This is a genomic window from Corynebacterium sp. KPL2850 (assembly GCF_040225855.1).
Classification (GTDB): Bacteria; Actinomycetota; Actinomycetes; order Mycobacteriales; family Mycobacteriaceae; genus Corynebacterium.
Window position 1 is genome coordinate 24,936 of record NZ_JBEHFV010000001.1, and the last position, 15,689, is coordinate 40,624.

At 60.8% G+C, this 15,689-nt stretch carries 19 protein-coding genes; 15 read left to right on the forward strand and 4 right to left on the reverse strand.

Annotated features, from left to right (window positions below; genetic code table 11):
- The 3 genes from ABRP93_RS00115 to ABRP93_RS00125 form a co-directional block, all read right to left on the reverse strand.
- The gene (locus tag ABRP93_RS00115; RefSeq protein ID WP_284771403.1) at positions 1-618 is read right to left on the reverse strand and encodes a hypothetical protein; all 618 of its coding nucleotides are present in this window, start codon (positions 616-618) and stop codon (positions 1-3) included.
- Between the two features lie 72 nt (positions 619-690).
- Positions 691-2,076, reverse strand: coding sequence for an exonuclease domain-containing protein (locus ABRP93_RS00120; RefSeq protein ID WP_349886416.1), 1,386 nt, complete (start codon positions 2,074-2,076; stop codon positions 691-693).
- A gap of 102 nt (positions 2,077-2,178) precedes the next feature.
- Positions 2,179-2,712 (reverse strand): TetR family transcriptional regulator, encoded by a 534-nt coding sequence (locus tag ABRP93_RS00125; protein ID WP_023022998.1) that lies wholly within the window; start codon positions 2,710-2,712, stop codon positions 2,179-2,181.
- 161 nt (positions 2,713-2,873) lie between these two features.
- Here ABRP93_RS00125 and ABRP93_RS00130 point away from each other — a divergent pair, with 161 nt between their 5' ends.
- On the forward strand, positions 2,874-3,644 hold the full coding sequence (locus tag ABRP93_RS00130; RefSeq protein WP_349886418.1) for a hypothetical protein: 771 nt from the start codon (positions 2,874-2,876) through the stop codon (positions 3,642-3,644).
- Between the two features lie 106 nt (positions 3,645-3,750).
- Entirely contained in the window at positions 3,751-4,194 is a 444-nt protein-coding gene (locus ABRP93_RS00135) for a hypothetical protein (protein WP_349886420.1), read from the forward strand.
- Here the strand turns inward: ABRP93_RS00135 and ABRP93_RS00140 are convergent.
- A complete protein-coding gene (locus ABRP93_RS00140; RefSeq protein ID WP_349886422.1) occupies positions 4,181-5,080 on the reverse strand; it encodes a YbjN domain-containing protein in 900 nt (299 codons plus the stop codon). The two genes, ABRP93_RS00135 and ABRP93_RS00140, sit on opposite strands and share 14 nt — an antisense overlap.
- Positions 5,081-5,217: 137 nt before the next feature.
- On the opposite strand from ABRP93_RS00140, the gene hisD reads away from it, so the two are divergent.
- The 13 genes from hisD (at position 5,218) to lgt (ending at position 15,620) form a co-directional block, all read left to right on the forward strand.
- Positions 5,218-6,528, forward strand: a complete 1,311-nt coding sequence (gene hisD / locus ABRP93_RS00145; protein ID WP_349886423.1) for a histidinol dehydrogenase — start codon at positions 5,218-5,220, stop codon at positions 6,526-6,528.
- Positions 6,529-7,641 carry a histidinol-phosphate transaminase gene (locus ABRP93_RS00150; RefSeq protein ID WP_349886424.1) on the forward strand — a complete coding sequence of 371 codons (1,113 nt, stop codon included), beginning with the start codon at positions 6,529-6,531 and terminating at the stop codon, positions 7,639-7,641. It abuts the gene before it with no gap.
- Positions 7,642-7,644: 3 nt separating this feature from the next.
- Positions 7,645-8,247 (forward strand): imidazoleglycerol-phosphate dehydratase HisB, encoded by a 603-nt coding sequence (gene hisB, locus ABRP93_RS00155; protein WP_349852702.1) that lies wholly within the window; start codon positions 7,645-7,647, stop codon positions 8,245-8,247.
- A 12-nt stretch (positions 8,248-8,259) separates the two neighbouring features.
- Positions 8,260-8,418 carry a CG2302 family histidine operon protein gene (locus tag ABRP93_RS00160; RefSeq protein ID WP_034659193.1) on the forward strand — a complete coding sequence of 53 codons (159 nt, stop codon included), beginning with the start codon at positions 8,260-8,262 and terminating at the stop codon, positions 8,416-8,418.
- Positions 8,415-9,665 carry an MFS transporter gene (locus ABRP93_RS00165; RefSeq protein WP_349852703.1) on the forward strand — a complete coding sequence of 417 codons (1,251 nt, stop codon included), beginning with the start codon at positions 8,415-8,417 and terminating at the stop codon, positions 9,663-9,665. The genes ABRP93_RS00160 and ABRP93_RS00165 overlap by 4 nt, the downstream gene beginning before the upstream one ends.
- A gap of 3 nt (positions 9,666-9,668) precedes the next feature.
- Entirely contained in the window at positions 9,669-10,301 is a 633-nt protein-coding gene (gene hisH / locus ABRP93_RS00170; protein ID WP_349886425.1) for an imidazole glycerol phosphate synthase subunit HisH, read from the forward strand.
- 13 nt (positions 10,302-10,314) lie between these two features.
- Positions 10,315-11,103 (forward strand): bifunctional 1-(5-phosphoribosyl)-5-((5-phosphoribosylamino)methylideneamino)imidazole-4-carboxamide isomerase/phosphoribosylanthranilate isomerase PriA, encoded by a 789-nt coding sequence (priA, locus tag ABRP93_RS00175; RefSeq protein ID WP_349852705.1) that lies wholly within the window; start codon positions 10,315-10,317, stop codon positions 11,101-11,103.
- 3 nt (positions 11,104-11,106) lie between these two features.
- Positions 11,107-11,877 (forward strand): inositol monophosphatase family protein, encoded by a 771-nt coding sequence (locus ABRP93_RS00180; RefSeq protein WP_284771414.1) that lies wholly within the window; start codon positions 11,107-11,109, stop codon positions 11,875-11,877.
- A gap of 36 nt (positions 11,878-11,913) precedes the next feature.
- Positions 11,914-12,684, forward strand: a complete 771-nt coding sequence (hisF, locus tag ABRP93_RS00185; RefSeq protein ID WP_349886426.1) for an imidazole glycerol phosphate synthase subunit HisF — start codon at positions 11,914-11,916, stop codon at positions 12,682-12,684.
- Entirely contained in the window at positions 12,681-13,043 is a 363-nt protein-coding gene (hisI, locus tag ABRP93_RS00190; RefSeq protein ID WP_349852707.1) for a phosphoribosyl-AMP cyclohydrolase, read from the forward strand. The genes hisF and hisI overlap by 4 nt, the downstream gene beginning before the upstream one ends.
- Positions 13,043-13,678 (forward strand): TIGR02234 family membrane protein, encoded by a 636-nt coding sequence (locus ABRP93_RS00195; RefSeq protein ID WP_349852708.1) that lies wholly within the window; start codon positions 13,043-13,045, stop codon positions 13,676-13,678. The genes hisI and ABRP93_RS00195 overlap by 1 nt, the downstream gene beginning before the upstream one ends.
- Before the next feature lie 86 nt (positions 13,679-13,764).
- Positions 13,765-14,595 (forward strand): indole-3-glycerol phosphate synthase TrpC, encoded by an 831-nt coding sequence (locus ABRP93_RS00200; protein ID WP_349852709.1) that lies wholly within the window; start codon positions 13,765-13,767, stop codon positions 14,593-14,595.
- A 53-nt stretch (positions 14,596-14,648) separates the two neighbouring features.
- A complete protein-coding gene (gene lgt / locus ABRP93_RS00205) occupies positions 14,649-15,620 on the forward strand; it encodes a prolipoprotein diacylglyceryl transferase (protein WP_502879639.1) in 972 nt (323 codons plus the stop codon).
- The last annotated feature ends 69 nt before the right edge of the window (positions 15,621-15,689 follow it).

Genomic DNA, 15,689 nt, shown 5'->3' on the forward strand with positions numbered 1-15,689 from the left:
TCATAATTCGCGGGGAAATCCGTTAGACCATACTAGCGGGCGCGAATGTAAAACGGTGCGATGGCGGGGAAGTTGTTCGGCGGCGGCGCGCGCGAGGTCGCGGGCATACTCATCGGGTAGGTGGGCGAAGACGAAAACCGTCGCGGAATCCGGCACCAGGTAGGTCAAAGAATGCGAACGCATGAGTCGGCGCATGTGTTTATCCAGCACAGTGAAGGTTTCCGGGTGGGCCAACCAGGAGGAAATCGGGGCGCCGTGGGAGCGGACTTGCAAGCCGCCATAGGGTGCTGCGGCGGGCAGAGCGCAGCGAGCCGGGCGCGTCCAAAAGCGCAGGCCCTGCGAGTCGAGCGCGGCGCGCTGCAGGTTCAGCGAGGCACAATTCCACGCCTGGCGGGTAGAGACATCCAGATCAGCGAGCCCGCGGTGGCTAAGCCTGCGAAAAGTGCGCTGCCCGGGAAAGACCAGCGCCATCGACAAGTTGGGCGAGAGCTGGATGGTGGCGAGGGAGTCGCAAAAGCCGTCATCGGAAAGCCGCTGGTGTTTAATCCACGACCGCGCGAACAGCGCCGGCAGCAGATTAGTGGTGGTGGGGCGGGGTGCGTCGAGCGTAAGGGTCATGGCGATTTCTCCAAGGTAGTGCGTATCCGCCCCTATTGGACTGGAGAAATGGCCAGGTGGTTCCCTGCGGGGTTAAAAAGGCGGCTCGGCGTCGAGCTCCAGCTCGGAAAAGAGCTGGGCGCCGGACCACATGGTGATGTCCTGGCCCTTTTCCTGCAGCTCTTCGGCGCGCTTTTCCTTGGAGGTCTTCTTTGCCCATTCGCCGACGACGAGCAGGGTAGTCTTCTTGGTGACGTTTTTGCCCACTTGCCCGCCGCGCTTGGCGATGCCCTGCCACAGCATCCCCTTATCGTACGGCTCGAAATCGCCGGTTAGGGTGACGTGCTGGCCGTAGAGCGCGCCCTGAGGATCGGCGTCGGGATTGGGATCCGGGATGGTATCCGGGGTGGCAACGGCCTGCCACGGCGCCCGGTTGGAGGACGCCGACTTCTTGCTGGTTCCCGCAGACCGAGTGGAATCGCGGAAATCGGTGCCGGCGCCCAAATCGTCGCCGGAGGTGGGCGCGGTATGCGCGCGCAGGACCGGCAGGATGGCTGAGGATTCGAGCCGCCCGAGGCGAAACTCGCGGCTGGTAAAGAGATCGGTGATGCTTCCGGTATGCCCGAAGCGCTGGGCCAGCCCCGTGATGATGGTGCCGGCTGCGCGGGCGTCCTCGGTGGCATCGTGGTGGGTAAAAGAGGCCCCGCCAAGGTGCTTCACGACGGTAGGAAGCTTGTGGTTGGCCACCGAAATAACACCTTGCTTGGAAGCATCGCGGGACAAAGCGAGCGAGCAGGCGAGTGGGACGGTGGGGACATTGGCGCCGGCGGCCAGCAATCCGGAGCGCAGCGCGGAAGAGTCGAACTGAACATTGTGCGCGACGATGACATCGCTGTCGATGAAGTCAAAGAGCTCTGCAGCCGCTGTGGCAAAGGGCATGGCTCCTTCGACATCGGCGGCGGTAATCCCGTGGATGGAGATATTGATCTCGGCAAAGTGCTCCAAGCCTGGGGGAGGGGTGCACAGCCACGACTGGGACGCGGTTTCTTGGCCATCGCGGTAACGCACGGCGCCGATCTGGCAGATGGAGCCCCAATTATCATTGGCGGTTTCCACATCTAGCGCGACGAAATCAAGCCCTGGGTTTTCTTCTTTAGCGGATGTGCTTGCGGCCGTGGCTGCCGCGGGTTCGGGTGCGGCTGCGGCTTCCGCCGGTGCGTCGCCCTTTTGTGCCGCCTCGATGGCGCGCGCCACGCGGTGGGGATCCTGGTGCGGCGCGAAGGCAATGCTGCCGGCGCTGCCTAGGGACAGCGAGCCAAAACCGGTGGCGGTGGGTTCGTGGGCGCGCAGGTCATCGATGGCATCAAGCGCAATTTCTGCGGTGGCAGGCTCGCCCAAGCTGCGGGAGAGCAGGCTGCGGTGAAGCACTATTTTTTCCGCAGTGACATCGATGAATACGCCATGCGCGGGATACGACACGAAAATGGCCTTTCTTCTGAGGTGACAATCTAGGGAGGGCTGCTGCACAGAGATCGTACTCGCTTGTGCTCGGCGGAAATCCGCCGCGGGGGGTGAAGGGTTTTAATCCGCCCCGCTGTGTTGCAAACCGGCATTGATAATCTGCACGCCATGCACCAAATCGGCGCGGTAGTCGGCCGCGGTGGTCCCGCCGGTGGTTTCTAGCAGTTGGCGCTGGGACTGTTCGAGCAGCGTGGCGCCCAAGACGAGGTGAACGGCAGTAAGGGCGGCGGCCTTGCGGGCGGTATCATCGAAATCGGGACAGGTGGCGGAGCTAAACTGCGCGACGAGGTGCTCCCAAGCCGGGGAATCAGGCTGCGAGAGCCCAGCTATGGCAACCTCCGCTCCATCGCGCCGGGCCAGGAGCAATTCGCGCAGGTGCAGGCTAATTTCTTCCAGCGTGGAACCGGCAACAGGGGCGATAATATCTTCGGCAAGAGCGGCAATGAGCGCCTGCTTATTGGCGATGTGCCAGTACAGTGCGCCTGGAGCAACGCCGAGGGAAGAAGCGACGCGGCGCATGGTGACATCGGCAAGCCCATAAGTATTCAATAGGGTCGTGGCGGCCTCGATGATGCTCTCGCGATGTAGTTGCACAGTGGAAATTGTACGTGCTTCAGCGCGGCAAGGAATAGCTCACAGGTACTTTTAAGACTGCAATAATGTCCCTTGCAAACTTGCATTGTTAAGATTGCGGGGACAAAAGAACCCGTCGTGAGGCGGCTTCGCATTCGAAAGATTGATTCAGGAGCTCTCCCTTGTCCTTTTTGACCCCTGCAAAGAAGTCCCTTTTCGCGGTCGCTATGGTTGCCCCGCTTGCTTTGGCTGCATGTAGCTCGGATGATGAGGACGATTCGACGAAGACCACGTCGTCTTCGTCTGCTTCCTCGTCTTCTGAGACCTCTGCGAAGGAATCGGCGAAAAAGTCTGAGGACAAAGACGCAGATAAGGACAAAAAGAAGGAAAAGGAAGAAAAGGACAATAAAAAGGCCGCCGAGGACACTAAGGAGAAGGACGAAGAAGGCGGCGATGAGGGCGCCGACGCGAACCCCATGCAGAATGAGGATGATCCCTTCGCCAACGCACAGGACATCAAGCCCATTGAGGGCGGTCAAGAAGCAAACGACGGCGATAAGCAGGCCATTGAGCAATTGGTGCGCGGGCAGCATGAGATTGACAATGTCAAGGACTACTTTGGCTACATGCCTGCCCATGCTTGCAAGGCCGTGCGCGAAGGCGAGTCCGGGGATTTCCAGCAGTACCTCAACTACGTCGATAGTCTTCCCAGCCAGTCCTTTTCGGAATACGCAAACTCCATGCGCCAGCAAAGCCAGGGCAATGCCAAGGTCAACGAGTTCGCCAACCAGCTAGAGGCCATCCCTACCTCCACCAAGCTGGAATCGATCAATGACGTTGTGGTCAATGGCGATGATGCGTCCGCTACCGTGAGCGTTTCGAACCCAGAAGGCACCGATACCTCCACCGTTCGTTTCCGCCGCGAGGGCGACAACTGGACCTTCTGTAACTAAATTGTCTTCCCGCCAAGCTCGCTTGCCCCGCACTCTCGGTTTCGGTGCGGGGCTCCTCGCGTGTTCCCTGTTTGTTTTTGGCATCTGTGGCGCACTCTGGGGTTTTATGCGCCCCACGATGACCGGCCATGCTGTCGACGGTGGGGGCTATGCCATTGAAGCCGAAAGTAACGCGCAATTTGTCGCATTTATGACCTTTGCGCTAGTCACGGGTTTCTTGGGACTGTGCCTCGGACTGGCCGCATTTTCCCAGCGCCGCGGGCGCGGTCTCACGATGTTGCTGTGGGTAGGCCTATGCGTCCTCGCCGGTGCGGCTTCCTTCTACGTCTTTGGCGGTATCACTGCGACGCACCCGCCGGAGAATCCAGGGGAAGTCGTGGAATTTGCGCCGAATTTTTCTCCCGCCGTGGCCTGGGCGGTTGCCCCATTTTTGGCGATGTTTTCCTACTGGTGTACCGCGTTTATTAGTTCCGACGCGGACTGGGAAGCTGTTGGCAAAGAGTCTGCTCAAAACGGCAGTGCGCAACAGCAAGTAATTACGCCCACTTAACCGGCGAGCTGCCACAGAATTTCCGCGCGATGTCATCGATTGCGTGCAGGACCGCATCGAGGCTGTGGCTTAAAACCCGCAGCAGCTGGCCTTGGTTAAGGCCCGCTCCAGTCAGGGTCGGCACATCGACATGGACATGGATGCCGTCGTCGGTGGAGCGGCAGTAGGCCGTGGCGCCGTGGCTCGCTAGGTTCCAGTCATTGCAGATCAGAAACAAGCGGGTGAACTCGTCCTCATCCGCATTCAGATCCCACCGGCCAGTGATGATGAGGCTCGACCCAGAGTCGAGAGTAAAGGTGCAGGCGATGGAATTGACTAGGGCAAATAGGCAGATTTCACCATCGCTATGGAAGCGGTCGATGCCTATTTGCGGCAGTGCCGCGGCGAGGAAATCCAAGGTGAACACCGGCGGTGCGGCGGTGCCGTCTGGTACCAGCAGAAGCTCGGGTTCTTGGGCCAGGGCCGGAAATTCGCGCGTCACTATGCTAATTAGCACCTCTGCGCCGTTAAGTGCGGCGGGCACGAACGCGGCTAGTTGATCGTGCGTTGGTGCAGACCCGGTGGTGAAGTGGCTTTGCCCGCTCAGTACTAGCGACCCGGCCTCGTCATAGTCCAGCACGGCGGTGGGGTAGAGGCAATCGGCGTTCCAAGTGGTGATAAACCGGGACAGCGCGGCGGCCTCGCCCAAGTCAACCGCGCCGCGCAGAGTGGTGTGCAGGTGGACGATCGCATCGTCGGCCTGCGACACAAACACCAGCGTGGACCCCTCCTGCCCATGGGAAATAACGAGTTCTCCAGAAGGTAGCGCCCAATAGGAAAAATCAAGCTCGCGGACGATGGCGCGCAGGTGCCGCTCAAGACTGGTGGATTCAAATTCGATCATCATGCACCGCACACTCGCCTTCGCTGGAAGTTGATTTGAGTCTATCGCTCCGGAGGGTGTCCCCGCGGCGCTTTGGGCGATAGTATATTGGTTTGTCTACAGATATAGCCCACGGTGATCAACCAGAAAGTGAGCCAGGAATGCTTCGAACCATCGATCTCCGCGGTCAACAGCTCCGCCCCGCCACGCTGCGCCGCGTTCTTCCGCGCGGCGGCACCGATGTCAATTCCGTCATGGGCACCGTCGTGCCGATGGTGAATAAGGTGCGCGACGAAGGCGTCCAAGCTGCGTTGGATTATGGGGAGCAATTCGATGGGGTGCGCCCGTCGTCACTGCGCGTGCCCCAGGCGGAACTGGAGCGGGCTGCCGAAGAACTTGATCCCCAGGTGCGCGCGGCCATCGAGGCCTCCATCGCGCGGGTGCGCCGCGTGCATGCGGACCAAAAGCCGGATTCGCACACCACTCAGCTGGCCCCCGGCGCCACCGTGACCGAGGTATTCCGCCCCATCGAGCGCGTTGGCCTCTATGTTCCCGGCGGCAAGGCGGTCTACCCGTCCTCAGTCATCATGAATACCGTGCCCGCGCAAGAGGCAGGTGCCTCCAGCTTGGTGGTGGCCTCCCCGCCGCAAAAGGAACACGGTGGCTTGCCACACCCTACGGTTTTGGCCACGTGCCACATGCTGGGCGTGGAGGAAGTATGGGCCGTAGGCGGCGGCCAGGCGGTCTCGCTTTTGGCCTACGGCGATGCGGAAGAGGACGTAGAGCCCGTGGACATGATTACCGGGCCGGGCAATATCTTTGTCGCGGCGGCCAAAAGGGCGGTGCGCGGGGTGGTCGGTACCGATGCGGAGGCCGGCCCGACCGAAATCGCCATCTTGGCGGATGAGACCGCAAACCCCGTCTACGTTGCCTATGACCTCATCTCTCAGGCGGAGCATGATCCGATGGCGGCAAGCGTGTTAATCACGGCATCGGAAAGCGTGGCCCAGCAGGTGAAACAAGAAGTCGAGCGCCGCTATACGGCCACGGAGAACTCCGCCCGCGCCGCCGAGGCCTTAACCGGCGAACAATCCGGAATCGTGCTGGTGGATTCCGTGGACGCGGGCGTCGCCGTGGCGAATGCATATGCCGCCGAGCACCTAGAAATCCACACCGCGCAGCCGCACGCGGTGGCAGAGCGCATCAATCACGCCGGCGCCATCTTCGTCGGGGCGTATTCCCCGGTGCCCCTGGGAGACTATTCGGCCGGTTCCAACCACGTGCTGCCCACCTCCGGCACGGCGCGGTTTTCCGCCGGGCTTTCCACCCACACCTTCCTCCGGCCGGTCAATCTCATCGATTATGACCGCGGCGCCCTGGAAGAAATCGCCCCCAACGTCATCGCCTTTGCTAATGCCGAGCGCCTTCCCGCCCACGGGGAGGCTATCCGCGCCCGATTCGAGGAGAAATAAATGGCCCAGCTACATGACCTACCGCTGCGCGAGGAATTGCGCGACGAGACCGCCTATGGCGCCCCGCAGCTGCGGGTGGCCTACCAGCTCAATACCAACGAGAATCCTTTCCCGCCCTCGCCCGCGCTTGTCGATGCCCTCGTGGACGAGGTCCGCCGCTGCGCCAGCTCGCTGAACCGCTACCCAGAGCGCGATGCAGTCGAGCTGCGCACCGAGCTGGCCCGCTATGTTTCGCAGCAAACCGGGGTGGATGTCACCTACGAGCAGATCTGGGCAGCCAACGGTTCCAATGAGATCCTGCAGCAGCTTTTGCAGACCTTCGGCGGGCCCGGGCGCAGCGTGCTGGGATTTACGCCGTCGTATTCCATGCACCCGATCCTTTCTGCCGGTACTCACACGCGTTTTATCGAGTGCCCGCGCGATGAGAACTTCGCCATCGATATGGACCGTGCCTTGGCAGCAGTGGCCGAGCACCAGCCCGACGTCATCTTTGTTACCACCCCGAATAACCCCACCGGTGGGGTAACCAGCCTGGAAGATATTGCCGCGCTTATCGATGCCGCCCCCGGCATCGTCATCGTGGACGAAGCCTACGCCGAGTTTTCTGACTCGCCGTCCGCGACGAGCCTGTTAGAAAAATACCCCACCAAGCTCGTGGTCTCGCGCACGATGTCGAAGGCCTTCGACTTTGCCGGCGGGCGCTTGGGCTACTTCGTGGCGGACCCGGCCTTCGTGGAGGCCATCATGCTGGTGCGCCTGCCGTATCACCTGTCCGTCTTATCCCAGGCAGCGGCCACTGTGGCCCTGCGCCACAGCGCAGATACCCTCGCCACCGTGGCGACCATCGCCGCCGAACGCAACATGGTGGCAGGGCGCCTGCGCGAGATGGGTTATACCGTCATGCCGAGCGAATCGAATTTCCTTTTCTTTGGCAATTTTGCGGACCAGCACCGCGTGTGGGAGAAGTTCTTGGATGAAGAGGTGCTCATCCGCGATGTAGGAATTGATGGGTACTTGCGCGTGACCATTGGCCTGCCGGAAGAAAATGCGGCCTTTCTGGCTGCGGCGGAAAAGCTAGCGACTACAGTAGGAGCGGATACTTCAAAGGAGTGAGATATGACAAACCGTGTGGGGCGTGCCCAAAGAGCAACATCGGAATCGGATATCACCGTTTCCATCGACCTAGACGGCACCGGGAAAAGCGATATTTCCACCGGGCTGCCGTTCTTTGACCATATGCTTACCGCATTTGCCACACACGGTCTATTTGACCTGCAGATAAAGGCCACTGGTGACGTGGAGGTTGACGCCCACCATACCGTGGAAGACACCGCCATCGTGCTGGGCCAGGCCCTGAGTGAAGCCGTGGGGGATAAGGCCGGGATTCGCCGCTTCGGCTCCCAATTACTACCCATGGATGAAGCGCTGGTTGAAGCGGTCGTAGACTTTTCGGGCCGCGCATACTTCGTGATGAATGGCGAGCCGGAGCACCTGCAGTGGCAGGTCATCGGCGGGCACTATGCAACGGTGATTAACCGCCACTTCTTCGAATCCCTGGCCACCCACGCAGCCATTACCTTGCACGTCAACGTGCGCTACGGCCGCGATCCGCACCACGTGACCGAGGCGGAATACAAGGCAGTAGCCCGCGCGCTGCGCGCTGCCGTGGACCAAGATCCGCGCCAGAATGGCATCCCTTCGACGAAGGGAGCCCTGTAGCCCGTGCAGTTTATGATCCTTATCCTGTTTTTGGTGGCGGGCCTCTTGGTAGGAGGGGCCTGGTCCGCGTATCAGCAGGACTCGAAGTTTTTTACGGTCGTCGCCGCGCTTTTAGCCGTTATTACCGTGGCCGCGGCCATCGCCTGGATGGTTGGAGGCTTTAGCAAATGAGCGAATCCCAAGAGACCAATATTTGGAAGGTGCCCGGCTATACGCCGACGATGGTAGCCATCGCAGCCGCCTTTGGCGCCTGGTCCATCCTGCTTCCCGTAGTCCCGCTGGCCGTCATTGACTCCGGCGGTTCCGCGACTTTGGCGGGTGGATCCACCGGTATCTTCATGGCCTTTACCGTAGCCACGCAGATCATGTCCCCGTGGCTATTGCGTCGCTGGGGCTACCGGCGCGTGATGGCGCTATCCGCCTTTACCCTAGGCGTTCCAGCCTTTGGCCACCTGCTGGGCACCGACGCCTGGATCGTCTTGCTATTTTCCGCCATGCGCGGGGTGGGCTTCGGCGCCCTCACCGTGTCCGAATCCGCGCTGATTGCAGAGCTCTCCCCGGTGCGTCTGCTAGGCAAAGCCACCGGCATGATTGGTGTATTCACAGGCTTGGGGCAGATGATCTTCTTGCCGCTCGGCCTGTTCATGGCGGATTCGTTAGGATACGCCTCTACCTATATCACCGCCGGTCTCATCGGCTTCTTGGGCTTTGCTATGTGCCTGCGTATCCCCAAGATCAAGGTCACCTTGGCCGAGGATAATGACGAGGAAGTCAATATCATCCGCGTTCCCACCTGGAAGCTGGTACTGGTCCCGGCCCTGGCCTTGACTACCTTTTCCATGAGCTACGGTGCCATTTCCTCTTTCTTGTCCCCCGCAATGCAAGAACTCGATGCCGCAAAGGGTGCCAGCCTGGCCGGCGTCATGCTGTCCATCGTGGGCGGTGCGGCGATGATCTTCCGGTATTTCGCCGGCGTGGTGGCAGACCGCACCGGGGCCCCAGGTAGCCTGTACATTCCAAGCCAGATCATGGCAATCGTCGGCGTCGGGACGATTTCCCTGACCCTGTTTATGGAAAGCTCCATCTGGTGGCTGGTGCTCGGCGCCGTTCTTTTTGGTGGCGCCTTCGGTATCGCACAGAACGAGGCCTTGCTATCCATGTTTGACCGGCTGCCCCGCGAGCGGGTTTCGGAGGCTTCGGCCATTTGGAATATTTTCTACGATAGCGGCACCGGCTTAGGCTCGACCTTGCTCGGCGCCATGGTGGCAGGCTACGGCTACGACGGCGCCTTCGGAGCGGGGGTTGCGATCCTCATCGCCGGGCTGCTCCTCACCACGGCGGACTTCATCTTGGGCCGGACTCGCATCAGCGAGACCAACGATATCCGCACCCGTTTGCGTCGAATGCGTAAGGTATAGCCCATGACAAAATCGGTGGTGTTATTGGACTACGGCGCGGGCAATATTCGCTCCGCGCAGCGTGCCCTCGAGCGCGTCGGGGCGGAGGTCACCGTCACGGCGGATCCTTATCAGGCCCTCGAGGCTGAAGGGTTGCTGGTTCCTGGCGTGGGCGCGTTCGATGCCTGCATGAAAGGGCTTAAGGCAGTGAATGGGCCGAGGGTCATCGGCCAGCGCTTAGCAGGCGAGCGGCCGGTCATGGGCATTTGTGTGGGCATGCAAGTGCTTTTCGATGCCGGCGTCGAGCACAGCATGCACTCCACTGGCTGCGGCGAATGGCCAGGGACGGTCGAGCGCCTGCAGTCCGACGTCTTGCCGCATATGGGCTGGAATACCGTCGAGGTGCCAGATGACAGCGCCATGTTTGCCGGGCTTAGCGCCGATGAGCGGTTTTATTTCGTGCATTCCTACGGCGTGCGCCGCTGGGAATTAGAAACCGTCATTACCCGCCCGCCGCTGGTGAGCTGGTCCACGCACGCCGGTGATTCATTCGTGGCGGCAGTGGAAAATGGCGCGCTCTGGGCTACGCAATTCCACCCCGAAAAATCCGGAGATGCGGGCGCGCAGCTATTGGAAAACTGGATGCAGACTCTCTAGGTAGGATGAAACCATGACTTTTACGCTTTTGCCCGCAGTCGATGTCGTCGGCGGCAAGGCCGTGCGCTTGGATCAGGGAGAAGCCGGCACCGAAAAGGTCTACGGCGCCCCGCGGGACGCCGCTCTCGAGTGGCAGCGCCAGGGCGCCCAGTGGCTGCACTTTGTTGATCTCGATGCTGCCTTTAACCGCGGCTCCAACCACGAGCAAATGGCGGGGATTACCCAAGAACTCGGTATTAATGTCGAGCTTACCGGCGGCATCCGCGATGATGCCGGGGTAGAGCGTGCGCTGGCCACTGGCGCGAACCGCATCAATATTGGCACCGCCGCCTTAGAAAACCCAGAGTGGATAGAAAAGATCCTTGGGCAGTATGGCGAGAAAGTTGCCGTGGATTTGGCTGTGCGTTTAGAAGATGGCGAGTGGCGCACGAAGGGCAATGGTTGGGTCTCCGATGGCGGGGATCTCTGGGAGGTACTCGAGCGCCTCGATGCCGCAGGATGTCAGCGCTTCGTGGTCACGGACGTGTCCAAGGACGGGACGCTGACTGGGCCCAATGTGGAATTACTGCGCGAGGTAGCTATGGCAACCGATGCCAAGGTGACCGCCTCCGGCGGCATTTCCTCCCTGGCAGATCTTAGCGAGCTGGCTCGGTATGAAAATGAGGGCATCGATTCGGCGATCATCGGCAAGGCGCTATATGAGGGAAACTTCAGCCTGAATGAGGCGCTAGCGGTAGTGGCAGAGGTAGAGCCGCTTCCCGCAGAGGTGCCCATCGATCCTTATGACCCCGAGGAAGAGTAAACGATGATGGATCCGCGCGAGTTGGTGGCCTTCGCGGAGGCGGCCGTTGACCAGGTCGAGCCCATCTTTCGATCCGGCATCGGGGCGCCACCGGCCCACTTTAAGAGCCGGGGCGATTTCGCCACAGAGGTAGACTTGGCCATCGAAAAGCAGCTGCGCGATATCTTGCAGCAGATGACCGGTATCCCGGTCTACGGGGAGGAATCCGGCGGTAGTATCCACGACACCGTGTGGGTCGTCGATCCAATCGATGGGACCGCAAACTATTCCGCGGGCAACCCGATGGCTGGCATCTTGGTGGCCCTGGTTCACGAAGGCCAGCCCATCGCGGCTGTCTCCGACTTTCCGCTCTTGGGCAGGCGCTTGGTTGCCAGCGACGGTTCGCCGCTGCGTTCTGCAGGCGGGCCGTCCGGCGGATTCGGTGGCGGGGAAGAGTCCCCAGAATTGGATGAAGCCCGTGGACACGTGGGTTGTTCCTCCTATCTTCCCACTGCGGCAATCCACGAATTGCGCGAAACCGGCTTGCGCCCGCGCATGACGGGCTCGGTGGGACTAGATAGTGCCTTCGTGGCCCAGGGAGTTTTTGACGGTGCCGTCAATTTCTCGCCGCACCCGTGGGATAACGCGGCGGGAGCGCTCCTTATTAAGGCCGCCGGGGGCATCGTCACGGATCCAGAGGGCAATCCATGGACCGTGAAGTCGGGGGGGATGGTCTCTGGTACCCCGCAGGTACACGAGACAATCCTGGAAATCCTATCTCACCACTCAACTTAATCCCACCCTACCGACCTGTGAAGGAGTAAGCCCCGCATGGCTGTAGCCGTACGCATAATCCCGTGCCTTGATGTGGATCAAGGCCGCGTAGTCAAGGGCGTGAATTTTGCTCACCTGCGCGATGCAGGAGACCCCGTGGAATTAGCCGCGCGCTATGAGGAATTGGGAGCGGACGAACTGACTTTTCTTGATGTCTCCGCCTCCAAACACGGCCGGTCCACCATGCTCGATGTGGTACGCCGCACCGCCGATCAAGTCTTTATCCCCCTCACCGTGGGCGGGGGAGTGCGCAGCGTTGACGATGTCCGCGAGCTCCTGCGTACTGGCGCGGATAAGGTATCGGTCAATACCGCCGCGATTGGCAATCCCAGCCTGCTGCGCGAATTGGCGGAAGTCTTCGGCTCGCAGTGCATCGTCTTATCCGTGGACGCACGGCGCACCGACGCGGCGCACGCACCGTCGGGCTTTGAAGTTACGACGCACGGCGGGACGACATCGGCTGGCATCGATGCTGTGGAATGGGCCCGCACCGGCGCCGAGCTGGGCGTGGGGGAGATCCTTTTAAACTCCATGGACGCAGATGGCACGAAGGCCGGGTTCGACCTCGAGCTTCTGCGCGCGGTGCGGGAGACGGTGAACATTCCTGTCATCGCCTCCGGTGGGGCAGGCGCCGCAGCGGACTTTCCACCCGCCGTTGAAGCCGGTGCCGATGCCGTCCTAGCAGCTAGCATTTTCCACTTTGGGGAGGTAGAAATTGGCGAGGTCAAAAAGGCCTTGACAGATGCCGGATACGAGGTACGCCGATGAGCAATCCCGCAGACTATGAGCTAGACCCACAGATAGCTGCGCTGCTCAAGCGCAATGAGCAAGGGCTCGTGCCAGCTATTGCCCAGGCCGATTCCGGCGAGGTACTGATGCTTGCCTGGATGGATGACCACGCGCTCGCACACACGCTGGCCACGCGCAAGGGCACCTACTTCTCGCGCTCGCGCGGTGAGTATTGGATTAAGGGCGAGACCTCAGGACATACGCAGGACGTGCTTGGTGTGCGCCTTGATTGCGATGGCGATACCATCTTGCTGACCGTGCGCCAGCGCGGCGCGGCATGCCACACCGGTGACCGAACCTGCTTCGATGCGAAAGTTCTTTTAGGGGATGATTCCTAATGACGAGGCGACTTGGCCCACTCCTTATGGCGGTGGGCACGGCGGTGCTGTGGTTTTCTTCCCGCAGCACCTGGGTAAAAGCCGTAAGCGAGGACGATAAATCGGGCTCGGCAACCAATGAGATCGTGGGTTCCGCGTGGTCCCTAGAGTTGATGGCATTGACGCTGGTCCTCCTCGCCGGGGTCCTCGCGGGGATTGCGCTGCGCCGAACGGGGCGCCGCATCGTGGCTATTGTGTGTGCCCTTGCCGCAGCAGCCGCCGCGTGGAGTCCTATTAGCCTGCTAACCAGTGGTGCCGATGCGGAGCGCGCGCAAAAAATATTGCAAGGCGCGTCCGCGAATGAGAACGCGGTGGATTCCGCCGCAATCTCTGATTGGGCGACCGTCATTTCCACGGAGGTCACCAAGCTCGGCCCCATCGTCGCCATTATCGGGGCAGCACTGGCATTTTTCGGCGCCGTACTCTTGGCCCAGAACCCGGGCAAGGACAAGGTCAAGGCGTCGAGCAAATACGAAACCCCCGCCGCCCGCCAGGAAAAGCTGGCGGAAGATTTGGAGACCTCATCTGATTCCGGCCGCGTGATGTGGGACGCGCTTGATAGCGATATCGACCCGACCGATGTGGGCCGTAAATAGCCCCGTTCGCGCAGCGCAATTTCCGGAAACGCCCCGAATAGCGTTAATCTAAGTGTGATTTTAATCGCGCTCGGAGGGAGGTGCTCATGCCCACACCCATTGCCGTCGATCACCTGGTCGCTGGGGTGCTAGAGGATGTCGCCGCGCGCGAAGCACGCGTTTCTTTCCAGGACATTAAGGCGCGCTCACGGGATATGGAGCCTCCTCGTGATGCCCGCGCAGCCCTCTTAAAACCCGGTTGTTCAGTCATTACTGAGCTTAAACGCGCAGTTCCTTATACCGGAGAAATCGCCCACGTGGGCTCGGCCGAGCAGATGGCCGAATGGGCGCGCACCTTTGAGAACTGCGGCGTGCATTTAATGGCCTGCCAGACGGATACGCGGCGCTTTAACGGTTCGCTTGAGGATATGGCCGCCGCGCGCGCTGCCATCGATATCCCGATGATGGCGCGTGATCTCATCGTGGATCCGTACCAGATTCACGAAGCCCGCTGCTTTGGCGCCGATGCGATCCCGCTGCAGGTCGAGCTTTTAGAACAAGCCCGGTTGGAAGCCCTCCTGGACCGCGCGGAATCGCTGGGGATGACCGCCGTCGTGGAGGTGCGAACCTGCGGGGAGGTCAACCGCGCCATCAAGGCCGGCAGTAGCGTCATCGCGATCAATGCTTGGTCCCTCGCCTCTGATGAGATCAACCGGGAGGCCTTTAACGATATTGCCCCGGGGTTGCCGGAATCGATCCTGCGCATTGCCGTGGGCGGGGTGAATAATGCCCGCAACCTTTTCCACTATGCCTCCCGTGGGGCGGATGCGGTATTGGTTGGTGAATCCGTCATGGCGGCCCAGGATCCCACCGCCTTGGCGCGCTCTCTGGTGGCTGCGGGCCAACACCCTGCGTGCCCCTCGCGTAAAAGTTCCTAGGAAAAGTGACCCCAAACTAGCTCACGGGCACGCTGATAAGGCACACTATCTACGTGCATACTCAGAATCTTGCAAATATTCCCTCTCCGCCGCAGGGCGTGGTGTGGCATCTTGGCTCCATTCCAATCCATGCGTATGCGCTGTGCATCATCGCCGGCATCCTCGTGGGCATGTGGATGACGCTGAGGAGATACACTGCCCGAGGCGGCAATCCCGATACCGTGTGGGATGCGACCATCGTCGTTATCCCCGCAGGCATCGTGGGCGGGCGGCTCTATCACGTCATCACGGATAACCAGAAGTACTTCTGTGATACCTGCAATCCGGTCGATGCCCTCAAGGTCACCAATGGCGGCCTCGGCATCTGGGGTGCGGTCGCCTTAAGCGCCGTAGCGCTGTGGGTAATGTTCCGGATTAAGAAAATCCCCTTGGCGCCGTTTGCGGACGCGGTGGCGCCTGGCCTCATCCTTGCCCAGGGTATTGGCCGGTTGGGAAACTGGTTCAATCAAGAACTCTACGGCCGGCCGACCGACGTTCCGTGGGCGCTGGATATTTACTACCGCGTCGATGAGGCAGGGGAGTACGCGCCGGTTTCCGGGCACTCTACCGGCGAGGTCATCGCTTCGGTGCACCCAACGTTTTTGTATGAGCTCATCTGGAACGTGTTGGTGTGCCTGTTCCTGTTGTGGGCACACAAGGCATGGAAGCTGGGGCGCGGCCGGGTATTTGCCCTCTACGTCGTGGGCTACACATTGGGCCGCTTTTTCATCGAAGGCATGCGCTCTGATGAAGCCACCGAAATCTTCGGCGTCCGTGTGAACCTCATCGTCTCCGCCGTTGTCTTTATCGCAGGCCTCATCGTCTTCTTCTTGCTGGACAGGCAGCGCAAGGGCCCAGAGACCCCGGCCGAAGTCGACCCGCGTTACTACCGCAAGCAGGCTGAGGGATCTGCAGAAGACGGCGGTGAGGAATACGACAACACGCGTGCACAAGGCACCTCGGGCACTGCTAGCGGCCGGAAATGACCGGTTATGTGTGATCGTGTCCGATTGCCGTAGTTAAGGCGCCAAAAAATTGTGGCCTGTCGGCGCGCG

Excerpts from the sequence above, each read along its gene's own strand:
- ABRP93_RS00115 (WP_284771403.1), bottom strand. The coding sequence starts at position 618 with ATGACCCTTACGCTCGACGCACCCCGCCCCACCACCACTAATCTGCTG.
- ABRP93_RS00135 (WP_349886420.1), top strand. The coding sequence starts at position 3,751 with ATGCGCCCCACGATGACCGGCCATGCTGTCGACGGTGGGGGCTATGCC.
- ABRP93_RS00140 (WP_349886422.1), bottom strand. The coding sequence starts at position 5,080 with ATGATGATCGAATTTGAATCCACCAGTCTTGAGCGGCACCTGCGCGCC.
- hisD (WP_349886423.1), top strand. The coding sequence starts at position 5,218 with ATGCTTCGAACCATCGATCTCCGCGGTCAACAGCTCCGCCCCGCCACG.
- ABRP93_RS00150 (WP_349886424.1), top strand. The coding sequence starts at position 6,529 with ATGGCCCAGCTACATGACCTACCGCTGCGCGAGGAATTGCGCGACGAG.
- hisB (WP_349852702.1), top strand. The coding sequence starts at position 7,645 with ATGACAAACCGTGTGGGGCGTGCCCAAAGAGCAACATCGGAATCGGAT.
- ABRP93_RS00160 (WP_034659193.1), top strand. The coding sequence starts at position 8,260 with ATGATCCTTATCCTGTTTTTGGTGGCGGGCCTCTTGGTAGGAGGGGCC.
- ABRP93_RS00165 (WP_349852703.1), top strand. The coding sequence starts at position 8,415 with ATGAGCGAATCCCAAGAGACCAATATTTGGAAGGTGCCCGGCTATACG.
- hisH (WP_349886425.1), top strand. The coding sequence starts at position 9,669 with ATGACAAAATCGGTGGTGTTATTGGACTACGGCGCGGGCAATATTCGC.
- priA (WP_349852705.1), top strand. The coding sequence starts at position 10,315 with ATGACTTTTACGCTTTTGCCCGCAGTCGATGTCGTCGGCGGCAAGGCC.
- ABRP93_RS00180 (WP_284771414.1), top strand. The coding sequence starts at position 11,107 with ATGATGGATCCGCGCGAGTTGGTGGCCTTCGCGGAGGCGGCCGTTGAC.
- hisF (WP_349886426.1), top strand. The coding sequence starts at position 11,914 with ATGGCTGTAGCCGTACGCATAATCCCGTGCCTTGATGTGGATCAAGGC.
- hisI (WP_349852707.1), top strand. The coding sequence starts at position 12,681 with ATGAGCAATCCCGCAGACTATGAGCTAGACCCACAGATAGCTGCGCTG.
- ABRP93_RS00195 (WP_349852708.1), top strand. The coding sequence starts at position 13,043 with ATGACGAGGCGACTTGGCCCACTCCTTATGGCGGTGGGCACGGCGGTG.
- ABRP93_RS00200 (WP_349852709.1), top strand. The coding sequence starts at position 13,765 with ATGCCCACACCCATTGCCGTCGATCACCTGGTCGCTGGGGTGCTAGAG.